Annotated in this window: 20 protein-coding genes; 10 read left to right on the forward strand and 10 right to left on the reverse strand. The window is 59.7% G+C overall.

All coding sequences use genetic code 11. From position 1 onward, the window contains the following. The first annotated feature begins 8 nt into the window (after positions 1 to 8). A complete protein-coding gene (locus ACR0FG_RS16820; RefSeq protein WP_480894159.1) occupies positions 9 to 905 on the forward strand; it encodes a hypothetical protein in 897 nt (298 codons plus the stop codon). Positions 906 to 929: 24 nt separating this feature from the next. Beyond that, positions 930 to 2474, forward strand: a complete 1545-nt coding sequence (locus ACR0FG_RS16825; RefSeq protein ID WP_480894160.1) for a phosphate ABC transporter substrate-binding/OmpA family protein — start codon at positions 930 to 932, stop codon at positions 2472 to 2474. Positions 2475 to 2478: 4 nt separating this feature from the next. Here the strand turns inward: ACR0FG_RS16825 and radC are convergent, their stop codons facing one another. From radC to dnaK, 4 genes are all read right to left on the reverse strand, one after another. Beyond that, positions 2479 to 3234: a RadC family protein gene (radC, locus tag ACR0FG_RS16830; protein ID WP_480894161.1), complete on the reverse strand. Its 756-nt coding sequence runs from the start codon at positions 3232 to 3234 to the stop codon at positions 2479 to 2481. Positions 3235 to 3398: 164 nt separating this feature from the next. Beyond that, positions 3399 to 3548: a hypothetical protein gene (locus tag ACR0FG_RS16835; protein ID WP_480894162.1), complete on the reverse strand. Its 150-nt coding sequence runs from the start codon at positions 3546 to 3548 to the stop codon at positions 3399 to 3401. Between the two features lie 288 nt (positions 3549 to 3836). After that, positions 3837 to 4988, reverse strand: a complete 1152-nt coding sequence (gene dnaJ, locus ACR0FG_RS16840; RefSeq protein WP_480894163.1) for a molecular chaperone DnaJ — start codon at positions 4986 to 4988, stop codon at positions 3837 to 3839. Between the two features lie 74 nt (positions 4989 to 5062). Next, positions 5063 to 6970, reverse strand: a complete 1908-nt coding sequence (gene dnaK / locus ACR0FG_RS16845; protein WP_480894164.1) for a molecular chaperone DnaK — start codon at positions 6968 to 6970, stop codon at positions 5063 to 5065. Between the two features lie 215 nt (positions 6971 to 7185). Between dnaK and ACR0FG_RS16850 the strand changes: the two genes are divergently transcribed. Further along, positions 7186 to 7788, forward strand: coding sequence for an alpha-ketoglutarate-dependent dioxygenase AlkB family protein (locus ACR0FG_RS16850; RefSeq protein WP_480894165.1), 603 nt, complete (start codon positions 7186 to 7188; stop codon positions 7786 to 7788). Between the two features lie 57 nt (positions 7789 to 7845). On the opposite strand, the gene ACR0FG_RS16855 is transcribed toward ACR0FG_RS16850, so the two are convergent. Then, on the reverse strand, positions 7846 to 8667 hold the full coding sequence (locus ACR0FG_RS16855) for an ABC-2 transporter permease (protein ID WP_170711223.1): 822 nt from the start codon (positions 8665 to 8667) through the stop codon (positions 7846 to 7848). A gap of 122 nt (positions 8668 to 8789) precedes the next feature. Between ACR0FG_RS16855 and cysQ the strand changes: the two genes are divergently transcribed. From cysQ to ACR0FG_RS16890, 7 genes are all read left to right on the forward strand, one after another. Next, a complete protein-coding gene (gene cysQ, locus ACR0FG_RS16860; protein ID WP_480894166.1) occupies positions 8790 to 9587 on the forward strand; it encodes a 3'(2'),5'-bisphosphate nucleotidase CysQ in 798 nt (265 codons plus the stop codon). Continuing rightward, positions 9587 to 10387 carry a 3-deoxy-manno-octulosonate cytidylyltransferase family protein gene (locus ACR0FG_RS16865; RefSeq protein WP_170711221.1) on the forward strand — a complete coding sequence of 267 codons (801 nt, stop codon included), beginning with the start codon at positions 9587 to 9589 and terminating at the stop codon, positions 10385 to 10387. Before cysQ ends, ACR0FG_RS16865 begins: the two co-directional genes overlap by 1 nt. Beyond that, a complete protein-coding gene (gene galE, locus ACR0FG_RS16870) occupies positions 10384 to 11367 on the forward strand; it encodes a UDP-glucose 4-epimerase GalE (protein ID WP_480894167.1) in 984 nt (327 codons plus the stop codon). The genes ACR0FG_RS16865 and galE overlap by 4 nt, the downstream gene beginning before the upstream one ends. After that, positions 11364 to 12404 (forward strand): glycosyltransferase family 2 protein, encoded by a 1041-nt coding sequence (locus ACR0FG_RS16875; RefSeq protein WP_480894238.1) that lies wholly within the window; start codon positions 11364 to 11366, stop codon positions 12402 to 12404. Before galE ends, ACR0FG_RS16875 begins: the two co-directional genes overlap by 4 nt. A gap of 171 nt (positions 12405 to 12575) precedes the next feature. Further along, positions 12576 to 13562 (forward strand): glycosyltransferase family 2 protein, encoded by a 987-nt coding sequence (locus ACR0FG_RS16880; protein WP_480894239.1) that lies wholly within the window; start codon positions 12576 to 12578, stop codon positions 13560 to 13562. Next, positions 13559 to 15259: a DUF5927 domain-containing protein gene (locus tag ACR0FG_RS16885; RefSeq protein WP_480894168.1), complete on the forward strand. Its 1701-nt coding sequence runs from the start codon at positions 13559 to 13561 to the stop codon at positions 15257 to 15259. The genes ACR0FG_RS16880 and ACR0FG_RS16885 overlap by 4 nt, the downstream gene beginning before the upstream one ends. 6 nt (positions 15260 to 15265) lie before the next feature. Continuing rightward, complete coding sequence (locus tag ACR0FG_RS16890; protein WP_480894169.1) at positions 15266 to 16711, forward strand: nodulation protein NodH; 1446 nt, start codon at positions 15266 to 15268, stop codon at positions 16709 to 16711. On the opposite strand, the gene ACR0FG_RS16895 is transcribed toward ACR0FG_RS16890, so the two are convergent. The 5 genes from ACR0FG_RS16895 to ACR0FG_RS16915 all read right to left on the reverse strand — a co-directional run bounded on the left by ACR0FG_RS16895 (position 16695) and on the right by ACR0FG_RS16915 (position 23111). Beyond that, entirely contained in the window at positions 16695 to 17213 is a 519-nt protein-coding gene (locus ACR0FG_RS16895) for a L,D-transpeptidase family protein (RefSeq protein ID WP_170711217.1), read from the reverse strand. The two genes, ACR0FG_RS16890 and ACR0FG_RS16895, sit on opposite strands and share 17 nt — an antisense overlap. Positions 17214 to 17270: 57 nt before the next feature. Beyond that, the gene (locus ACR0FG_RS16900; protein ID WP_170711216.1) at positions 17271 to 18056 is read right to left on the reverse strand and encodes an ion transporter; all 786 of its coding nucleotides are present in this window, start codon (positions 18054 to 18056) and stop codon (positions 17271 to 17273) included. Positions 18057 to 18080: 24 nt separating this feature from the next. Then, positions 18081 to 19304 (reverse strand): class I SAM-dependent RNA methyltransferase, encoded by a 1224-nt coding sequence (locus ACR0FG_RS16905; protein ID WP_480894170.1) that lies wholly within the window; start codon positions 19302 to 19304, stop codon positions 18081 to 18083. A gap of 139 nt (positions 19305 to 19443) precedes the next feature. Further along, positions 19444 to 21276: an ABC transporter ATP-binding protein gene (locus tag ACR0FG_RS16910; RefSeq protein WP_480894171.1), complete on the reverse strand. Its 1833-nt coding sequence runs from the start codon at positions 21274 to 21276 to the stop codon at positions 19444 to 19446. Next, entirely contained in the window at positions 21273 to 23111 is a 1839-nt protein-coding gene (locus ACR0FG_RS16915) for an ABC transporter ATP-binding protein (protein ID WP_480894172.1), read from the reverse strand. The genes ACR0FG_RS16910 and ACR0FG_RS16915 overlap by 4 nt, the downstream gene beginning before the upstream one ends. Positions 23112 to 23186 lie beyond the last annotated feature (75 nt).

Below are 23186 nucleotides of genomic sequence, written 5' to 3' on the forward strand. Positions count from 1 at the left end.
AGGGTGTTTTGTTTGTTGTAAGAAACTACGTGACCATGGGCGGCACTGTCGTCTGCGCCCTTGCGATCGGATATCTGATGCAGAACGGGTCTGCGCGCCCCGCCCCTGCGGCACAGCAGGTGGCATCCACCGGTCAGGCTTCGGTTCTGGCCGGGCTGGAAGATGTTGCTCTGACCTCGGCCAAAAAGACCGCTCCGCTGGACGGCGCGACTGCACCCCATCGTCTGCAGCCATCGAAACCACTGAATTGCTCCGTGAGCGCCCGCGCAATGACTGCGCCCGAGGCCACGGCCCGACTGACCCTGAAAGCCCCCTGTCACCCGGAAGAATATGTCCAGGTTCTGCACAGCGGGTTGACCTTTAGCGCCCAAACCAACGCTCAGGGCATGTTGAACCTGACGGTTCCGGCGCTTTCGGAATATGCAATCTTCCTGTTTTCGCTGAAAGACAACAAAGGCACGGTGGCCACCACGCATGTCCCTGAGTTGAAGGATTTCGACCGGGTGGCGCTGCAATGGCAAGGCCAGACTGATCTGCAGCTTCACGCGCTGGAATTTGGGGCCAGCTATGGCGAAGAGGGCCATGTCTGGGCAAGCCCGGATGCCTCGGGCACCGGTTCAATCGTTCATCTGGGGCAGTCCGAGCTTGAGGCTGCGCGTCAGGTCCAGATTTATTCCTTCCCGACCGGCTCCGATTCCCCGACGGGGGACATCGCGCTGAGCGTCGAGGCCGAAGTGACCCAGGCCAATTGCGGCAGCGACCTGAATGTTCAGGCCCTTGAAATTCGCAGCGATGGACGTCTGCGGTCCCGCGATCTGATCCTGACTTTGCCCAATTGCAGTACGGGCGAGGATTTTCTGGTGTTGAATAATCTGTTCCAAGACCTGACAATCGCCGCCAAGTAAGAGCAGTCACATCAACGGTTCCACATGGCATTTCTTCGTGCGGCATTGGCCGCGCTGATCGGCGTTGCAATTGCATCCGGCGCTGGCGCACAGGACATCACCCTGACCTCGCATGATGGCAAGGTCGAAGTGGTTGGCACGCTTTTGGGCTATGACGGCGAGTTCTATCGTCTGGACACGCAGTTCGGCGAGCTGACCATCGACGGCTCGGGCGTGACCTGTGACGGGCCCGCCTGCCCCAATCTGATCGATTTCGTCGCCGAGGTGAATTTTTCCGGATCGTCGGTCATGGCGGACAGGTTGCTGCCCGCATTGGTTGACGGCTTTGCCGGGCAAGAGGGGCTTACGGTAACAAGGCCCACAGCAGAGGTCTATGCGCTGATCCAGCCGGGGCGCAACGCGCCGCTGGCGCGGCTGCGGTTTCAGGCTGCGGATACGGGCGCGGGGTTCAACGATCTGATCGCAGGGCGCGCCGATATCGTCATGGCGCAACGCGAAATACGCGCGCCCGAACAAGATGCAGCGCAGGCCGCAGGTTTGGGCGATCTGGCGCATCCAAGGCGGTCACGCGTTCTGGCGCTGGATGCAATCGTTCCGGTCGTTGCAGCCGATAATCCGATGCAGCAGATCGCGCCTGCTGATCTGGTGCGCGTCTTTTCCGGCACAGTTTCGAACTGGTCTGAACTGGGTGGGCCGGATGCGCCAATTGCCCTGCATTTGCCGGATGTTGGGTCTGGTCTGGCTCAGGCGATCGAGGATCAGTTGCTGCGTCCGGCTGATGCATCGCTGACCGACGCCGTCATCCGCCATGGCCGGGCGCGTGATCTGATGCAGGCCATCAGCCGAGACCCGTTTGCCATCGGCATCAGCAGCCATGCCGACGTTGGAACGGCCCGGGCCCTGCCACTGGCGGGGGGGTGCGGACATGCGCTGACCGCGACACGACAGTCGGTGAAAACCGAGGATTACCCGCTGACCGCGCCGCTGTTTCTGTATCTGCCGCCCCATCGCCTGCCCCGGATTGCGCGTCAGTTTCTGGCCTATACTCAAAGCCCCGCCGCGCAGATGGTGATCCGGCAGGTCGGGCTGGTGGATCAGGCGCGTGAGGTGACGCGGATCGGGTTGCAAGGCGACCGGCTGGCAAACGCCATCGCCTCGGGCGGGGCCGAAGTTGGGATGGACGAATTACAGCGCATGATCGAAATCCTGCGCCCGATGGCGCGCCTGTCGCTGTCCTTCCGGTTCGAAGCCGGATCGTCGCGCCCGGATGCGCAGTCGCGGTCGAACATCCTGCACCTGGCACAGGCACTTGAGGCCGGAGAGTTCGACGCGCGCAAACTGGTCTTTGTCGGTTTCAGCGATGGAGACGGCGCAGCCACCGCAAACGCGCGGATCGCAAAACTGCGCGCCAAAACCGTACAGAACGCGGTTCTGGCCGCCGTGGAAACCGCGATCCCGGACAGTGTCGAATTGTCAGTCGAGGGGTTTGGCGAAGCCATGCCCATGGCCTGTGATGATTCCGAGTGGGGCCGAAAGGTCAATCGCCGGGTTGAAGTCTGGGTGCAGTGACGCCTTAAAGATACCCCTGCGCGCGAAAGCTGAGCTCGGTCGATTTCCCGATAATCAGGTGATCGTGCAAGGTCAGGCCCAATGCAGTGCAGGCGTCCTGAATCCGGTTGGTCATCTCGATATCCGATTGTGACGGCGTCGGATCACCAGACGGATGATTATGCACCAGGATCAGGGCCGAGGCGTTCAGTTCCAGCGCACGTTTTGCCACCTCTCGCGGGTAGACCGGGACGTGATCGACTGTGCCCTTGGCCTGTTCCTCATCCGCGATCAACACGTTCTTGCGGTCCAGATAGAACACGCGGAATTGTTCCGTCTCACGATGGGCCATTGTGGTGTGACAGTAATCCACCAATGCATCCCAACCGGAAATCGCGTGCCGCTGCATCACCCGTGCGCGGGCCATTCGGTGGGCGCAGGCTTCAAGGATTTTCAGGTCGGTGATGACCGTATCACCCACCCCATTGATCTGCCGCAGCCGTTCCTCGGGTGCGGTCAGGACGCGGTTGAAATCCCCAAACGTGTCCATCAGCACCCGCGCCAGCGGTTTCACATCCTGCCGGGGGATGGACCGAAACAGCACAAGTTCCAGCAATTCGTAATCCGGCATCGCCGAAGACCCGCCCGCCATGAACCGTTCCCGCAGCCGCCGCCTGTGGTCCTTGATGTAGGAGGGTAACCGACCAGAGGGCAGCGGCTGCGCAGGTGCTTCGTCCGTGTCAAACAGCGTCGGGGCTTCGGCAAAGGCGTCCTGTTTCATATCCGCACTCTGGACCGGAATCAGTTTCTGAAACGTTAACGCCCCTCATCTGCCATGCGCGCGGTGGCGAGGTGGACAAGCATATGCAGAAGGATCGAAAACACGCCCAGAACCCCGCCACAGGCCAGACCAATCCCTACTTCGACCGTCGTGATCCAAGTATGCTAGGCAATCAGCCATCGGTTCTGCCACCATGTCTCGGCCACCAAAGCAGGCTCGGGCAAGATGAATTTCGGCAGGTCCGTCAGGCTGACAATCGCCTGCCAGACGACCAGTGCAAAGAGGGACGCGGCGGTCCATATCGTCGGGTTCACCGCGCAGCCGCGCGATCAGGCGCAGAACGGTGGTATTGCCCGGATCAGGTTCGATGGGTTGGTGCATTCGCACCTCTCGGCCCATCGATCAGGGCACCCCAACGGTTGCGCGGAACATTTCAGGCGGAACGGAAATAAACAAAAGGGGGATTTAGCGAGGCTCTGCCTCGCGCTCCGGGATATTTGTGGACAGATGAAGAGCGGATCCCTTGCTTCATCTGTCTATAAATATCCCGGGGGAGTCGCGGCTTGCCGCGGCGGGGGCAGAGCCCCCTTTTGGCTGGCTTGTCAGCCTTTCATCCCGTCCCAGAAGGATTTCACGGATGAGAAAAAGCTTTTGGATTCCGGGTGGTTGTCTTCGCCCAGATCATCGAACTCGCGCAGCAGTTCTTTTTGGCGGCTGGTCAGATTGACCGGAGTTTCAACGGCCAATTCGATGAACATGTCACCAACACCACCACCGCGTAGCGCGGGCATACCCTTGCCGCGCAGGCGCATCTGGCGGCCGGACTGGCTGCCCGCCGGGATTTGAACGCGGCCGCGACCACCGTCGATGGTGGGCACTTCGATGGACCCGCCCAGCGCGGCCTTGGCCATGCTGACCGGGACGCGGCAATAGAGGTTTACGCTGTCGCGCTCGAACAGTTTGTGCTCGGACACTTCCACAAAGATATAGAGATCACCCGGAGGGCCACCGCGCATTCCGGCCTCGCCCTCACCTGCCAGGCGGATACGGGTGCCGGTTTCGACACCGGCGGGAATGTTGACGGACAGGGCACGCTCTTTCTCGACGCGACCTGCGCCACCGCATGATTTACAGGGGTTTTTGATGATCTGACCCAGACCGGAACAGGTCGGGCAGGTACGTTCGACGGTAAAGAAACCCTGCTGTGCGCGGACCTTGCCCATGCCGGAACAGGTTGGGCAGGTTGTGGGTTCGACCCCGCCTTCGGCCCCGGTGCCCTCGCAGGACGAACAGGCCACGGCGGTGGGAACATTGATGGTTTTCTGCAAGCCGCCAAAGGCTTCTTCCAGCGTCACCCGAAGGTTATACCGCAGATCCGAGCCGCGCGCGGCGCGGCGTCCGCCGCCGCCTCCGCGCTGACCGCCCATGAAATCGCCGAACAGGTCGTCAAACACATCCGAGAACGCGCTTGAGAAATCGCCTTGTCCGCCAAAACCGCCGCCGGGGCGTCCGCCACCGCCCATGCCGTTTTCAAACGCGGCGTGGCCAAAGCGGTCATAGGCGGCTTTTTTCTCGGCATCGCGCAGGACGTCATAGGCCTCGTTGGCCTCTTTGAACTGCGCTTCGGCATCCGGATTGTCCTTGTTGCGATCGGGATGCAGTTCCTTGGCTTTCTTGCGAAAACCTTTCTTGATCTCATCCGCCGAAGCGCCCTTGGACACGCCGAGCACTTCGTAATAGTCGCGTTTTGACATCCGTATTTCCTTATGCCTCAACGTGTTCGGGCCGGCCCGGCAACCGGACCGGCCCGAATTGGCCCGGTTTCCCGTTAGTTACGCTTGTCGTCGTCCAGATCTTCGAACTCGGCGTCGACGATGTCATCTTCACCCGGCGCTTCATCCGCGGCTGCGGGCTCTTCCTCGCCCTCTTCCGCCTGCGCCTTGTAGATGGCCTCGCCCAGCTTCATGGCTGCCTCGGTCACGTTCTGGATGCCTGCCTTGATCTTGTCGGCATTGTCGGTTTCCAGCTCATCCTTGAGCGCGGCAACAGCCAGTTCGATCGCCTCAACCGTCGACGGGTCGACCTTGTCGCCATGTTCCTCGATCGATTTCTCGGTCGCGTGGACAAGGCTTTCGGCCTGGTTCTTGGCTTCGACCAGCTCTTTGCGGGCCTTGTCTGCCTCGGCGTTTTCCTCGGCATCCTTGACCATCTTTTCGATGTCGTCATCCGACAGACCGCCAGAGGCCTGGATGGTGATCTTCTGCTCTTTGCCGGTGCCTTTGTCCTTGGCCGAAACCGAGACAATGCCGTTGGCGTCGATGTCAAAAGTCACCTCGATCTGAGGCATACCGCGCGGTGCGGGCGGGATTTCTTCGAGGTTGAACTGACCCAGGATCTTGTTGTCCGCAGCCATTTCACGTTCACCCTGGAACACGCGGATGGTTACGGCGTTCTGGTTGTCCTCGGCGGTCGAGAAGACCTGAGACTTTTTGGTCGGAATGGTCGTATTGCGGTCGATCAGACGGGTGAACACGCCACCCAGCGTCTCGATCCCCAGCGACAGAGGCGTTACGTCCAGCAGAACCACGTCTTTGACGTCGCCCTGCAGAACACCGGCCTGAATGGCGGCGCCCATGGCAACCACTTCGTCCGGGTTCACGCCTTTGTGCGGCTCTTTACCGAAGAATTTGGTGACCTCTTCGATGACTTTCGGCATCCGGGTCATACCGCCGACCAGAACAACCTCATCCACGTCGCCCGCCGACAGGCCCGCGTCTTTCAGAGCGGCCTGGCAAGGCTTCATCGACTTTTTGATCAGGTCCGAAACCAGCGATTCCAGCTTGGCACGGGTCAGCTTCATGACCATGTGCAGCGGCTGGCCGTTCGAGCCCATCGAGATGAACGGCTGGTTGATTTCGGTCTGCGAGGTCGAGCTGAGTTCGATCTTGGCTTTTTCAGCAGCTTCTTTCAGACGCTGCAGGGCCATCTTGTCGGCAGACAGATCGACGCCGTGTTCCTTTTTGAATTCATCCGCCAGGTAGTTGACGATGCGCATGTCAAAGTCTTCACCACCCAGGAAGGTGTCGCCGTTGGTCGATTTCACCTCGAACAGACCATCGTCGATTTCCAGAATGGTCACGTCGAAGGTACCGCCACCAAGGTCATAGACCGCGATGGTTTGGGTTTCTTCTTTGTCCAGACCATAGGCCAGCGCGGCCGCTGTCGGTTCGTTGATGATCCGCAGCACTTCCAGACCGGCGATTTTGCCGGCGTCTTTGGTGGCCTGACGCTGGGCGTCATTGAAGTACGCCGGAACGGTAATAACCGCCTGCGTGACGTCCTCACCCAGATAGCTTTCTGCGGTTTCCTTCATCTTGCCCAGAGTGAAGGCCGAGATCTGGCTTGGGGAGTACTTTTCACCGCGGGCTTCAACCCACGCGTCGCCATTGCCGCCATCCACGATGGCGTACGGCACCATTTTCTTGTCTTTTTCGACTTCGGCATCATCCACACGACGACCGATCAGGCGCTTGACGCCAAAGATCGTGTTGTCGGGGTTGGTGACCGCCTGACGCTTTGCAGGCTGACCGACCAGACGCTCATCTTCGGTGAAGGCGACGATCGAGGGCGTGGTCCGCGCCCCTTCGGCGTTTTCGATGACCTTCGGCTGCGAGCCGTCCATGATGGCCACACACGAGTTGGTGGTTCCGAGGTCAATCCCGATTACTTTTCCCATTTTTGCAATCCCTTTCTCTTCAAGGCGATGTCCCGAGGCCGGGACCCGTTATGGCATCCCTGCCCCGATCTGTTGTGCACGAATGGCTCTACACCATCGCGCGTCGAGGCGTATATAAGGGCGTGACCAGAGGCCTGCAAGCGTTCAGAAATGCAGGTTTTCAGGATTCTGAGACCTTTTTTGGCAAGGATTTGGCAAGGAATGGGGATTCCGCGATGACACGGCTGCTTTTGCGCGGTTTCGATATCCGCAAAGGCTATCTTGATGCGGGAGCTCAGACAGCTCTGATTGAGGGGTTGCGCCCGATTCTGAAAGCGGCGCCTCTGTTCCATCCAACCACGCCATCGGGCAAGAAGATGTCAGTGCGCATGACCTCGGCCGGGGATTTGGGTTGGGTGTCGGACGCGGCTGGGTACCGGTATCAGGCAAACCATCCAAAGGGCGGGGTCTGGCCTGCGATTCCGGGCGAGGTTCTGACCATCTGGCGTGATCTGACAGGCGCTGACCGCGCGCCGGATTGCTGTTTAATCAATTACTATGGTGAAGGCACAAAAATGGGCCTGCATCAGGACAAGGACGAGGCGGATTTTTCGTGGCCTGTCGTCTCGGTCTCATTGGGCGATGATGCGCTGTTTCGCATCGGCAATACGACACGGGGCGGCAAGACCGAGTCGATCTGGCTGGGGTCTGGTGATGTTGTGATCATGGGTGGACCGGCGCGACTGGCCTATCACGGGGTGGACCGCATCCGGTTCGGGTCGTCCCGATTGCTGCCCAAGGGCGGGCGGATCAACCTGACGCTGCGGGTGGCAACCTGAAGCGCAATCCGAAAATTGGGCACCGGTTTTCGCAACACGTCGCGCGTCCAACCCGGATCAGCGACGCGCGCTCCAGCTTTTTGAGACCTGCTGACGGGTATAGAATTCGGCCATCAGGCCGATCATGGTCAGAATGATCCCAACCCACAGCGCATATTCCCAGTTGGTATTGCGCGGGTAGTAGTTGCGAAACACAAACCCCCGGCACTGATCGATGACGTGAAACAATGGGTTCCACGCAAACAAAGTCAGCGTAAAGCCGCCCAGCGCGTTGGCCACGAACATCTTGCCGGAAAAGATCATGTTCAGGCGGCGATATACCAGGCTGAGAATCGAGGCCAGACGCGGAAACCACGGCTGAATGGCCAGAAAAACCAGACCGACCGAACAGCCAGTGAACCACGACAGAACCAACATCGCAAAGGCCCCGCCGGGATTTTGAACCTCAAGCGGCGCGATGGCCATGCTATAGGCAAACAGGATCACCAGAATGGATACCAGTTGCGTGTAGAAGGTGCCGCAGGCCGATGCGATCAGCATGATCATGCGGTTCATCGGGGAATGCAGCATCATCGGGTTGTTTCCCGACCCGCCGCCCGCAATTGCGCTGACCGATTTGATGTGCGTCAGAAACAAAAACACGCCAGACAACAGAAACAGAATGAATTCGCCACGTATTTTGGCGATGCGCGTGCCCATCAATGAAAAAATCAAATAGAAAAAGGAAACGATCAGCACAACCTGAACGATGTTGACGATAACCGCCAGCACCGCATTGGAATGCTGCGAACGGATGTTTCGGACCACGGCATGAAAGATCAGTTCAGCGGTGGTGAAGGCACCGCCCAGCATGGACTGATTTCGTTTGTAGTGGAACACGCGCGTTCTCTTTCCTGCTGTATCGCCGTCACTCTGGCACGAAATTCTTGCCGTTCCGTTTCCCGCGCAGCATAAGGCCGTCAGGATTTTGGATCAACAAACCACCAGAACGGAATTTTTTTGTGACCTATGACGCTCTTATCCCCGTCCTTAGACGCCTTGCCCTGCAGGCTGGCGACAAGATCATGCAAATTTACGGCGCGGATGACTTTGAGGTGAAGGTCAAATCCGATGCCAGCCCCGTGACCGAAGCGGATGAGGCTGCGGATGCCCTGATCTCGGCCGGGTTGCGTGATGCTTTCCCCGACATCCTTCTGGTGACCGAGGAACAGGCTGCGTCGCATTCGGAAAAGGGCGACACGTTTCTGATCGTCGATCCGCTGGATGGCACCAAGGAATTCATCAACCGGCGCGGAGATTTCACCGTCAATATCGCATTGGTCGAAAACGGCCTGCCCACGCGTGGTGTGGTTTACGCCCCGGCGCGGGGACGGATGTTTTACACACTGGCCGATGGTCGCGCGGTCGAGGAAACCGGCACGCTGGACAAGGATCAACCGGGTGATCTGACGCCGATATCAGTCTCTAATCCGGACAATTCCGCCCTGATGATCGTGGCGTCGAAATCGCATCGGGATCAGGCGACCGAGGATTACATCAACAAATACGCCGTGCGCGACAGCAAGAGCGCGGGCTCGTCTTTGAAATTCTGTCTGGTGGCAACGGGCGAGGCGGACCTTTATCCCCGCGTCGGGCGCACGATGGAATGGGACACCGCCGCCGGACACGCGGTACTGGCTGGCGCAGGTGGAAAGGTTGTGCGTTTTGACACCCATGAGCCCCTGACATACGGCAAAGACGGCTATGCAAATCCGTTCTTTATCGCCTACGCTCCGGGTGTTGAGTTGAAGGAAGCCTGATGTCTGTTCTGATCGCCATTCCCGCCCGCTATGCCTCGACCCGCTATCCGGGCAAACCGCTGGTGCCATTGACCGGGGCGACCGGGTCCAGCATGACGCTGATTGAAAGGTCGTGGCGCGCGGCCATATCCGTATCGGGTGTGGACCGGGTTGTGGTTGCCACCGACGATGATCGCATTCGCGAGGTGTCCGAAGGGTTCGGGGCCGAGGTTGTCATGACCTCGGACACCTGCCGCAATGGCACCGAACGCTGCGCCGAAGCGCATGAAGTGCTGGGTAAGGGATATGACATCGTGGTCAATCTGCAGGGAGATGCCCCGCTGACCCCGCATTGGTTTGTCGAAGATCTGATTTCAGGCTTACGCGATGCACCTGATGCGGGTGTTGCCACGCCGGTTTTGCGCTGCGACGGCGACGCTTTGAACGGGTTGCTGAATGACCGCAAGCACGGTCGGGTTGGCGGCACCACGGCTGTATTTGGTCATGATCACAGTGCCTTGTATTTCTCGAAAGAGGTGATCCCATATACGTCGGACACCTATGACAGCACCGATCCGACACCGGTGTTCCACCATGTCGGCGTTTATGCCTACCGGCCCGATGCGCTGGCGGCCTATCCGGGCTGGACAACCGGGCAGCTGGAGACATTGGAAGGCCTTGAGCAACTGCGGTTCATGGAAAACGGCCGCAAGGTGCTGTGCGTCGAGGTCGACGCAAAGGGGCGCCAGTTCTGGGAACTGAACAACCCGCAAGACGTCGCCAGGATCGAAGAGATGATGGCCGCGATGGGTCTGGAATGACGACTGTACTTGTTACCGGAGGCGCCGGATATATCGGCTCGCACGCCTGCAAGGCGCTGGCGCAGGCCGGGTATACGCCCGTGACCTATGACAATCTGATCACCGGCTGGCAGGATGCGGTGAAATTCGGCCCGTTCGAACAGGGCGACCTGCTGGATCGGGCGCGTCTGGATGAGGTGTTTGCCAAACACCGCCCCGCCGCCGTTCTGCACTTTGCGGCCCTCAGCCAGGTGGGCGAGGCGATGGCAGAGCCGGGGAAGTACTGGTCAAACAATGTCACAGGGTCACTGACGCTGATACAGGCGGCGGTTGAGGCCGGGTGCCTGAACTTTGTCTTTTCATCGACCTGTGCCACCTATGGCGAGCATGACAATGTGGTGCTGGACGAAACCACGCCGCAACTGCCGCTGAACGCTTATGGCGCGTCGAAGCGCGCAATCGAGGATATCCTGCGCGACTTTGAGGCGGCGCATGGGCTAAAGCATGTGATCTTCCGCTATTTCAACGTGGCAGGCGCGGACCCGGATGGTCAGGTCGGAGAGTTCCATCAGCCCGAAACCCATCTGGTGCCGCTGATGCTGGACGCGATTGACGGCAAGCGCGATGGGCTGACAGTCTTTGGCACCGATTACGACACGCCCGACGGCACCTGTATCCGCGACTATGTGCATGTTTGCGATTTGGTGGATGCGCATGTTCTTGGGCTGAACTGGCTGGAACAAGGCAAGGACAGCCGCGTGTTCAATCTGGGCACCGGGTCCGGCTTTTCGGTCATGGAGGTGATCGAGAAATCCAGATCTGTCACCAACCGGCCGGTTCCCTACTCGGTTGGCCCACGCAGGGCCGGGGATTGCACGCGTCTGATCTCGGGCTCGGTCCGGGCTGAGGATGAGCTGGGCTGGAAACCAAAAAGATCAACGTTAGAGACGATGATTGCCGATGCGTGGCGCTGGCACCAGAATGGCAGCTATCAAAAGTGACGCGGCCCGCGCCATCATCACCGGGGTGGCTGGACCGATATCGACTGCGCCTTAAACGCAAGCGCCTGCTCTGGCGGTCGTTCCGCAGCCGCCATCAATTGACCGTGTTGGCGGATCGGACGGATCGGATCGGATCGGGCGCGATTCTGGCGTTTTCCACCATGCGCAACGAAATCACCCGGCTGCCATGGTTCTTTCAGCACTATCGCAGGCTGGGGGTCGGCCATTTTCTGATCGTCGATAATGGTAGCGATGACGGGACAACCGAGTATTTGCGCGACCAACCGGACGTGTCGCTGTGGCAGACAGACGCCAGCTATCGCGCGTCGCGGTTCGGGCTGGATTGGCTGACTTGGCTGCAAATCCGCCATGGGCACGGGCACTGGACCCTGATGGTCGATGCGGATGAGTTGCTGATATATGACCGGCATCAGGATCACCCGCTGCCTGATCTGACGCGGTTGCTGGACGCGCGCGGCCAGCAGGCGTTTGGGGCCCTGATGCTGGACCTGTACCCCAAAGGGCCGCTGGGTGCGCAGGATTATGGCCCCGAAACCGACCCCACGAACTTGTTGTGCTGGTTCGACCCGGGGCCTTACCGGGTGCAGCGGCAGCAGCCATTGGGAAACCTCTGGGTGCAAGGTGGCGTGCGCGAGCGGGTCTTTTTCGCCGACACCCCCGCACGATCCCCGACACTGAACAAAATCCCGCTGGTGCGCTGGTCCCGTTCCTACGCCTTTGTCAATTCCTGCCATTCCGCGCTGCCGCGGCATCTGAACTTTGCTTATGACGGGCCGGGTGGCGCGCAGCCGTCGGGGGCGTTGCTGCACACCAAGTTCCTGCCCGAAATCGTCGATAAATCGCGCGTCGAGAAGGCCCGGAAACAGCATTTTCATGATCCCGAAAGGTTCCGCTCATATTACGACGGGATCATCGGCGGACCTGATTTGTGGACGCCGAAGTCACGTCGTTACGAAGGAGATGGTGATCTGGTTCAATCTGGGCTGATGCGGGCAATCGATTGGGACATGCCCTGATGCCGCAAGGACCCAGGGGGAAGTAAACGGGATTTAAACCCGTTGCCTCGCAAAGTGCAAAAATGTCATAAAACGTTAATTGCCCGGTGCCACTCCGGCTTCGGCTACGTTCCCGGGCAAGCTCGCGTAAACAGGGTAGGGCAGCGCGTGAGCCTTTTGGATTCCTATCGCATGAGATTGCGGCGCAAGCGCCGTCTTTTGCGATGCCTGCGCAAGCGGCGCGAATTGAAGCCCGCACAAAACAACACTGTGGCCATCGGGCCGGACGATGTGCTGTTGATGAGCGTCATCCGCAACGAACGCGCCCGCCTGCCCTATTTTCTGGAGTACTATCGCGGTCTGGGTGTCCGGCACTTTCTGTTTGTCGATAACGACAGCGATGACGGCTCGGCCGAGTATCTGTCGCAGCATAGCGATGTATCCGTCTGGCATACGCAGGCCAGCTATCGAAAGTCGACCTATGGGGTGGACTGGGTGAATTACCTGCTGCGCAGCTATGCCCATGACCATTGGGTTCTGACCGTCGATCCGGATGAGTTCTTTGTCTACCCATTCTGCGATACCCGGCCAATTCAGGCGCTGACCGATTGGCTGGATGACACCGGCGTGCGTAGCTTTGGCACCATGCTGATCGATATGTATCCACGCGGCCCGCTTGAGGATGCCCCGTGTCAGGAGGGGCAGAATCCGTTCGAGGTGGCCCCTTGGTTCGACGCCGGAAATTACATGATCACGCGCAACCCGGCCTATGGGAATCTATGGATACAGGGCGGCCCGCGCAGCCGCGTGTTTTTTGAGGACACCCCAGCCAAGGCCCCGGCGCTGAACAAGATACCGCTGGTGAAATGGAACCGGCGCTATACCTATGTCAGCTCGACCCATGCGCTGCTGCCGCGTGGTTTGAATCAGGTCTACGAACAAAGAGGCGGAGAAAAGACCAGCGGCGCGTTGCTGCACGCCAAACTGATCGACACGCTGGGCGAAAAGGCGCGCGAGGAAATGCTGCGCGGGCAGCACTACCGCGCATCGGGCGAATACCGCGCCTATGCCGAGCAATTGGAGGCGCGGCCCGTATTCTGGAACAAGTGGTCCGAGGCATATATCAACTGGCGTCAGCTTGAGATCCTCGGGCTGATGTCGAAGGGAAACTGGGCATGAGCAGCCTGGGCATCGTCATGCTGGTCCATACGGCGCTGGATCGGGTGGAACAGGTGGCCCGGCACTGGACCGCTTCGGGTTGCCCGGTCGTCATCCATGTGGATCGCAAAGTCGCCAAATCCGAGTTCGCGCGTTTTGTCACCAAATGTTCGGATGATCCGCTGATCCTGTTCTCGGAAAGGCATCTGTGCGACTGGGGCCGTTGGGGCATTGTGGCCGCATCACAATCCGCCGCCACACTGATGCTGGAGCGGTTTCCGGATGTGGCCCATGTCTATCTGTCCTCGGGGGCCTGTCTGCCGCTGCGGCCTGTAGATGAGCTGGTCGCCTATCTGGCCGACCGTCGGCGGGTGGATTTCATCGAAAGCGCCACAACCCGTGATGTCACCTGGACCATTGGCGGGCTGGACCTTGAGCGGTTCACGCTGCGGTTCCCGTTCTCGTGGCGCAAGCATCGCCGGCTGTTTGACGCCTATGTGCGTCTGCAACGCGCCCTGGGCCTACGCCGTAAAATCCCCGAGGGTCTGATCCCGCATATGGGCAGCCAATGGTGGTGTCTGACACGACAGACCCTGTCGGCGATCCTGCAGGATCCCAATCGCAAGGTGTTTGACCGCTATTTTCAAAAGGTCTGGATACCGGATGAAAGCTATTTTCAAACGCTGGCGCGGCTGTATTCCACGCATATTGAAAGCCGGTCACTGACACTGTCGAAATTCGACTATCAGGGCCGCCCGCACATGTTCTATGACGATCATCTACAAGTGCTGCGCCGGTCGGATTGCTTTGTTGCCCGCAAGGTCTGGCCCAGAGCCGATCGCCTGTATCAGGCGTTTCTGACCAGCCAGGCAAGCGCGATGAAGCCCGCCGAGCCCAATCCGGGCAAGATCGACCGGCTGTTTGCAAAAGCGGTTGAGCGGCGCGTCAAAGGTCGCGACGGCCTGTATATGCAGAGCCGCTTTCCTCATCAAAGCGCAGGCTGCGCCCTGACCGCATTTCCCTATGTCGTCCTGCAGGGGTTTGCGGAACTGTTCGAGGATTTCGAACCCTGGCTGACACATGTCACCAGCGCGCGGGTGCATGGCCATTTGTTTGACCCTTCCCGCGCTCAGTTTGCTGGCAACGAAACTATGGTGAATGGCGCGCTGAGCGATTGCGCCAACTTGCGGGACTATAACCCCGAAGCTTTTCTGACCAACCTGATCTGGAACACCCGGGGCGAGCGTCAGTGTTTCCAGCATGGGCCGATGGACACGCAGAAGATCAACGCGTTCCTGGCGCGCGATAAGAACGCCCACATCTCGATCATCACCGGCGCATGGGCCATTCCGCTGTTCCGCTCGAACATGAACTTTGCCGATATTCGGGCTGAGGCGGCCCGTTTGCAGCAGATCGAGACCAAACAGCTAAAGGCGTTTAGTGCCATCGGAGAAAAGCCCGGCCTGCGTATCTGGTCGATGGCCGAGTTTGTCGAGGCCCCGATGGAGCCTTTGCAGACCGTCCTTGATGCGCTTGGCCCGACCCAGCACAGCCATATCGCCGAGGCACCCAAGATGGTTGATCTGACGGGATTCGGGAAATTCTTGCAGAACCTGAAAAATCAGGGGATGCATCCCTATCTGATGGGGGATTTCCCTGCCGATGATGTGTTTGGCACGCAGGTCCGTCCCTATCGCAAACCCTATCTGGTGAAATAAGGCGCGATGGCATCCAAGTTTGACTATTTCATCGTGCTGGCGGATATGCGCACAGGCTCGAACCTGTTGGAACAACATCTGAACGCGCTGGACGGCGTCACCTGCCATGGCGAAGCGTTCAACCCCTATTTCATCGGACTGCCAAAATTGTCCGAGATGCTGGGCTTCACCGCCGAGACCCGTGACCACGATCCGCTGGCGCTGATCGATGCCATTCGCAACGCACCCGGAGAATTGAACGGGTTTCGCTTTTTCAGCACCCATGACGCGCGCGCGCTGACCCCGGCGCTGGATGATCCACGCTGTGCCAAGATCATCCTGACGCGCAATCCGCTGGACAGCTATGTCTCGTGGAAAATCGCGGTGGCGACCAAACAGTGGAAGCTGGTCAATATCAAACAACGGCGCGAGGCCGAAGTTACCTTTGATGCAGACGAGTTTGCCGATCAGATCACCCAGCGGACCGCGTTTCTGCAGAGCGCACTAAGCCATCTGCAAAAGACCGGGCAGACGCCGTTCTACATCGGCTATGACGATCTGAACGATCTGGAGGTGTTGAACGGGCTGGCGGCATGGCTTGGGGTCGACGCCCGCCTAACCGAAATCGGTCAGCATCTGCGGCGACAGAACCCGGCCCCTGCTCTGTCCAAGGTTTCAAACCCGGACACGATGGAAGCCGCCGTATCCGGGTTGGACCGGTTCAACCTGCATCGCATTCCGAACTTTGAGCCGCGCCGGGGCCCTGCGGTCGGGCGCTATGTCTGTGCAGCCAGTACGCCGCTGATGTACCTGCCGATGCGGGGCGGCCCGGAAACCGTTGTAGCCCGATGGCTGGCGGATCTGGACCGGGTGCAGACCAGCCAGTTGCTGACGGATCGCAGCCAGAAACAGGTGCGCAGCTGGATGCAGGAACATCCGGGGCATCGCAAGTTTACCGTTCTGCGCCACCCTCTGGCGCGGGCGCATACGGTGTTTTGCACGCGTATCCTCAGCACCGGGCCCGGCGCATATGTCAAAATCCGCAATATGATGCGCAACCGGTACAAGCTGCCGATCCCCGGCAAGGTCGAACCCGAGCGGTATGATCGGGATCAGCACTATGCTGCCTTCTCGGCCTTTGTGGCGCTTTTGCAAAGCGTTCTGGCCGGTCAGACCCCGATCCGCGCTGACGGGCTGTGGTGTTCGCAAGCGCAGATGCTGGAAGGGATGGCAAGCTTTGCCCTACCCGACCTGATCCTGCGCGAAGATGAGATCGTCACGGCACTGCCAGCGCTGGCGCGGGGGGTCGGGCATGATCAACCACCGCAGCCCGGCCCCGAGGAACCGGATACCCCGTTCACGCTGTCACAGATTTACGACCAGAAACTTGAGGCGCTGGCCAGAAAAACCTACCAGCGCGACTATCTGCAATTCGGGTTTGACGACTGGGCGCCGATCAGGGACGCAGGGTGATCACCGTACCTTCGTTGACCATCGCGTAGATCTCTTCCATCTCGTCATTCTTGACGGCGATGCAGCCGGCGGTCCAATCCGAGGTCTTTTTCGCGCGTTTGCGTTCGGACCGGCGGTTGGGCTGACCGTGAATGAAAATATCGCCACCCGGATCAACACCCGCCGCTTTGGCCTGCGCAATGTCTGCAGAGTTCGGGTAGGAAATCCCCAGCGACAGGTGATAGCGACTGCGTGGGTTGCGTCGGTCGATCAGATAGGTGCCTTCGGGCGTGCGACCATCACCTTTTTTGGTCTTGGTACCCGCCGGGGCAAAGCCCAGATCGACCTTGTATTCCTTGAGTATCTTCTCGTTGTGCAGAAGATACATCTTGCGCGCGCCCTTGTTGATGACAAGCGATGTCACCTCGGGGCCGTTATATGCCAGAAATCTGGGGCTTGCTGAGGCACATGCCGAAAGGCTCAGCGTGGCCATTGCCCCTAGTCCAAATGCTCGACGATCCATGTTTTCACTGCCTGCTTCTTTTTTTCTGCATTATGCCAAAAAACTGAAAAACTGAAATCACTTTTTGATGGGGACCTGCTCCATCAGGCGGCGTTCGATGTTTTCCAGCCGTTCCAGCACCTCGTCGCGATAGGCGTCGGTCTTGACCTCATCCTCGGCATGGTGGGCGTCCTGCATCGAGTTCACGATCAGACCGACCAGCAGGTTCACCACGGCAAAGGTCGTCACCATGATGAAGGGCACAAAGAACAGCCAGGCGTAAGGGTAAACCTGCATCACCGGACGCACGATGCCCATGGACCAGCTTTCCAGCGTCATGATCTGGAACAGGGTATAGGCCGACAGGCCCAGATCGCCGAACCAGTCTGGGAAGGAATACGAGAACAGCTTGGTCGAAATCACTGCACCGATATAGAACAGGATCGCCATCAGCAGGAATACGCTGGCCATGCCCGGCAAGGCCGAGATGAAGCCTTCGACCACCCGGCGCAGGCGCGGTGCGACCGAGATGACGCGCAGAACCCGCAGGATCCGCAGCGCCCGAAGGACCGAGAGCGCCCCGGCACTGGGGACCAGTGCGATGCCGACGATCACGAAGTCAAAGATATTCCAGCCGCTTGTGAAAAACCTGCGCCGCGTCGCGATCAGCTTCATCGCAATCTCGGCGACGAAGATGGCAAGGCACAGCTTGTCCAGTGTCACGATCACGGGGCCCGCAGCCTCCATCAGCGTGGGTGAGGTTTCCATGCCCAGCAGTATCGCATTGAACAGGATCACAGCGGTGATGAACCGCCCGAAAGCCGGGGCCTCGATGATGGTCAGCAGGCGTTGGGTGATCCCCATTGCGGATAGTCCTTTGTGTCTGGGTTACGGGTTCAGGGCAAAGCGCGCGGCAAGTTCGGTGTGTGACGACCATCGAAACTGGTCAACCACCTGCACCCATTCAAGGGTGTACCCCGCATTCACCAGCGTTTTTGCGTCGCGGGCGAATGTCACCGGGTTGCACGAGACATAGGCGATGACCGGGCGTTGCGCCTGCGCCAGCTCAGCCACCTGCGCTTCGGCCCCTGCGCGGGGCGGGTCAAGGACAACGGCGTCGAAGTTTTCCAGCTCGTCCGGCATCAACGGACGGCGGAACAGGTCGCGCGCCTCGGTCGTGACCTGTTTCAGCCCTTGTGATTTGCGCCAGCCCTGATCCAGGGCTTTGGTCATTTCACCCTCGCCCTCAACCGCGTGGATTTCGGCGGTTTGCGCCAAAGGCAGCGCAAAGGTTCCGCAGCCCGCGAACAGGTCCGCGATGCGCTTTGCGCCCTGTGTTGCATTGGAAACGGCCTGTATTAGAGCCTGTTCTCCGTCCTTCGTGGCCTGCAGGAAGGCACCCGGTGGTGGCATGACAGTGGCAGGGCCAAATCGTTGGATCGGGGGTTCGCGCATGGCGATCACCTCACCCTCCCAACTCAGCCGGGCGAGGCCGTGGTGTTCGGTCGCCTGTGCCAGCGCCAGTTCCAGCGGGCCATCCAGTGGCTTGCCGCCTTTGACCGACACGTCCAGACCCACCTCGGACAGGGTCAGCGTCACGGCCAGAACGCCTTTGCGGCTGCCCCCCAGCAGCGCCAGAGCCTGAGCGACCGGAATGGCGGCGATCAGATCGGGATGCAGCAGGTGGCAATCGGGGATCTCGGTGATCGTGTCAGACGCGCGCCCGTGAAACCCGGCCAAAGTGCCTTTCTTGGTGCGGCGCACAGCGATGGTCGCACGGCGGCGCGAGCGGTCGGGCGAGGTGTAAATGGGCCGCATCGGGGCATCGAGCCCCTGCGCGGCCAGCGCGTTGCGCACCACGTCAACCTTCCAATCCGCAACAAACGCATCCGATGCGTGCTGCAACTGACAGCCGCCGCAGGCCTTGTAATGCCGGCAAGGCGCTTTTACGCGCTGGTCCGAGGGTTCTTCGACCCGGATATCAGTCAGCATCTGACCAACCAACGTGCCACTGACCACCTCACCCGGCAGGGTGCGTGGGGCATAGACGGGTCCATCGGCGATGCCGTCCCCCTGATGGCCAAGGCGGGTTATGGTGTGGTGCTGCGTCATGGGTGGCCTGATAGCGGGGGTTTGCAGGCAACAAAACCCCTTTGGGTCCTTTGCGTTTACTTTGGATCGAAATACGCTGTCTCTCCCTACGGTCGAACGCGCATTCCGATGCTTGATTTATTAGAAACGCAAAGGCCCCTTATTCCGCCGCCTCGGCTTGAATGAACCCGCCAGACTGACGGTGCCAGAACCTTGCGTATAGCCCGCCGCGTTCCAGCAGCGCATCATGTGTGCCGCTTTCGACGATATGCCCCTGATCCAGAACGATGATCCGGTCCATCTCGCTAAGCGTGGACAGGCGGTGGGCGATGGCGAGCACGGTCTTGCCCTGCATCACTCGATGCAACGCCGTCTGGATCGAGGCCTCGACCTCGGAATCCAGCGCCGATGTGGCTTCGTCCAGCACCAGAATCGGTGCGTCTTTCAGGATGGCGCGGGCCAGAGCGATCCGTTGCCGCTGACCGCCGGAAAGCTTCACGCCCCGTTCCCCCAGATGCGCGTCATAGCCCTTGCGACCTTGCGCGTCCTGCAGGCCAAGGATGAATTCATGCGCCTCGGCCTTGGTGGCGGCCTCGATCATCTCGGCCTCGGTCGCGTCGGGACGACCGTATAGGATATTCTCGCGCGCGGAACGGTTGAACATCGCGGTTTCCTGCGTGACCATGCCGATCTGGCGGCGCAGGCTATCCTGCGTCACCGTCGCGACATCCTGACCGTCGATGCGAATAACGCCTTTTTCCCCGTCATAGAGCCGAAGTAACAGCGAAACCAAGGTGGATTTACCCGCACCAGAGGCACCCACGATACCCAGTTTCTCACCCGGGGCGGCGGTGAAATGCAGGTCGGATACACCGCCGATATCGCGCCCATAGGCAAAGCTGACATGGTCGAATGCGATCTCGCCTTCTGACACCACAAGCGGGGCGGCATTGGCGGCATCCTCGACGCGGTCACGTTTGGCTAGCGTGTGCATCCCGTTTTCGATCTCGCCGACATTGGCATATAGCCCCATCAGCGTGAAACTGACCCAACCAGTCATTTGCGCGATCCGGATCGAAACCGCCCCTGCTGCCACAATGTCCCCGGCGGTTGCGGTGCCTGCTTGCCAAAGCCACAGCGTTGCGCCGATCAACAGAACAGGCAGGATACCGGCAAGCGTCATCAGGACGAAGCGGAAGCTGGCGGAAAGCTTACCAAACTCCAACGACCGTTCACGCAAGTCGACCATAGAATCGCGGGCCGCCTGATCTTCGAATTCGGAATGGGCAAACAGCTTGACGGTTTTGATGTTGGTGATCGTATCGACCACCTGCCCCGACACCATCGCCCGCGCCCCGGCCCGCGCGGCCGAGCGTTTGCGGATACGCGGCAAGTACCAGCGCACCAAAGCGAAATAGACGACCAGCCAGCCGACAAATGGCAACATCACCAGCGGATGAATAGACCCTAACAAAAGCAAAGACCCCGCCAGCGAGGCCAAAGCGAACACAATCGCGCTGATCGTTTCAGACACGACCGACGCCATCGCGTTCGAGGTTTGCATCTGTTTCTGGGCGATCCGACCCGCGAAATCATCATCGAAATAGGTGACAGACTGGCCCAGTGTCCAGCGGTTCAGCTTGGCCAGCACCAACGGCGTGATATTCGGCATGACGATGTAGTTGTTCGACAGCGACGACAGGCCGAACAGCGCGGGACGCAGCAGCATGAAAAACGCCACCGCACCAAGGATCATCCACAGATTACTGCCCGTAAGAAACGCATCCGGCCCGGCAGAAGTGGCGACATCGATTACCCGGCCCAAGATCCAAGCCGTACCGGCCTCCATCGCGCCTGCTGTGGCCGAGAACAGGGCAGCGACAAACAGCATCGGCCATGCGCCGGACAGGGCCCAGCGAATGAACGCCCCCAGCGTTTGCGGCGGGGGCGTGTCAGTGTCTTTGAACGGTTGGATGAGGTCGGCAATCCTCATTCGGCGGCCTCCGGGTTCAGGAAGCCCCCAGATTGCCGCGCCCAGAACTGGGCGTAAAGCCCACCCTGCGCCAACAGGTCAGAATGGCCGCCCTCTTCTACGATGCGGCCCCCATCCATGACGAGAATACGGTCCATCTGGGCGATGGTGCTGAGCCGGTGGGCAATGGCGATCACGGTTTTCCCCTGCATCATACCGTAGAGCGTTTCCTGTATCGAAGCTTCGACCTCGGAATCTAGGGCGGATGTAGCCTCGTCCAACAGCAAAATAGGCGCGTCCTTCAGGATCACTCGGGCCAGCGTCACCCGCTGCCGCTGACCGCCCGACAGTTTCACGCCGCGCTCGCCCACATGGGCGTCGTAACCTTTGCGCCCCTGCGGGTCTTGCAGGTCAAGGATGAAATCATGCGCTTCGGCCTGTTTGGCGGCGGCGATCATCTGTTCCTCGGTCGCTTCGGGGCGACCATAGAGGATGTTGGCCCGGACCGAGCGGTGCAGCAGCGCGCTGTCCTGTTGGACCATACCGATATGGCTGCGCAGACTGTCCTGTGTGACCTTCGAAATATCCTGACCGTCGATCAGGATTGCGCCCTGTTCGACGTCATAAAACCGCAAAAGCAGCTTTACCAGGGTCGATTTTCCCGCACCCGAACGCCCGATTAGGCCGATCTTTTCACCCGGCTGGATCATCAGGTTGACATGATCCAGCCCGCCGGTTTCGCGGCCATAATGGTGCGACAGGTCGCGAATTTCGATCTGACCTTTCCTGAGCCTCAGGGGTTTTGCATCCGGGTCATCCAGCAAGCCAACCGGCTGCGCGATGGTCTGCATCCCTTCGGCAACGATCCCCAGTTCACGAAAGAAACTGGTCAGCGCCCACATGATCCAGCCGGTCATCGAGTTCAGCCGCAGAGTCAGCGCCGTAGCCGCCGCAACAACACCGACCGAGGCGCTGCCCTGCATCCACAGTGCAATCGCCCAGCCGCACACACCGACGATCAGGAACCCGTTCAGGGTAACCAGAGCCGCATCCATGATGGTGAATATCCGCATCTCGATCTGAAAGGTGCGCCGGGTTTCCTCGATCGCTTCCCGGGCATAGTCAATTTCCTGTGCGTCATGTGCGAACATCTTGACCGAATGGATGTTGGTATAGCTGTCCACCACCCGTCCCGTGACGGTCGAGCGCGCGTCGGAAGCCGCCTGCGACGCAGGCCCGACACGCTTGACGGTCCAGGTGACAAGCGCGGCATAGAAAACAAACCAGACCAGCAGCGGCAACAACAGGCGGGCATCCGCAGCGATCAGCAGGATCGCCGCACCTATCATATAGGCCAGCGCAAACGAGATCGCGTCAAACACCTGAAACACCACCTCACCGGCGGCGGGCGGGGTTTGCATGATGCGGTTGGCGATGCGCCCGGCAAAGTCGTTTTCGAACCAGCCAACGGATTGACGCAGAACGTGTTTATGCGCTCGCCAACGGAAAATCGTGCCAACATTGGGCAGGATTGCGTTGTTCAGCAACAGCACATCGACCACATGCAACAACGGTCTGAGAAACAGGACAAACAGAGCGATCAGCACCAACTCGGTCCCATGCGCCTGCCACAGTTCGGCGGGCGATCCACCAAGCAGATCAACGATGCGGCCCATATAGTAGATCAACCCGATCTCGACCGCCGCAACGATCACCGAAATCAGCGCCGTCCAGGCAAAAAGGCGGAAGAACGGCCGTGTATAGTCCAGCATGAAGGGCCACAGCCGCGTGGGCGGCGTGTCGGTTTCTTCATAGGCGACAAAGGGGTCGACGAGATTTTCGAAATAGCGAAACATGGAGGGTGCTCCGATTGAGCAGATAATAGGTCATGCGAAGAAAGATGGCGTCTGAACACCACCCCTACGGGTCAA

The organism is Ruegeria sp. E1, from assembly GCF_056534225.1.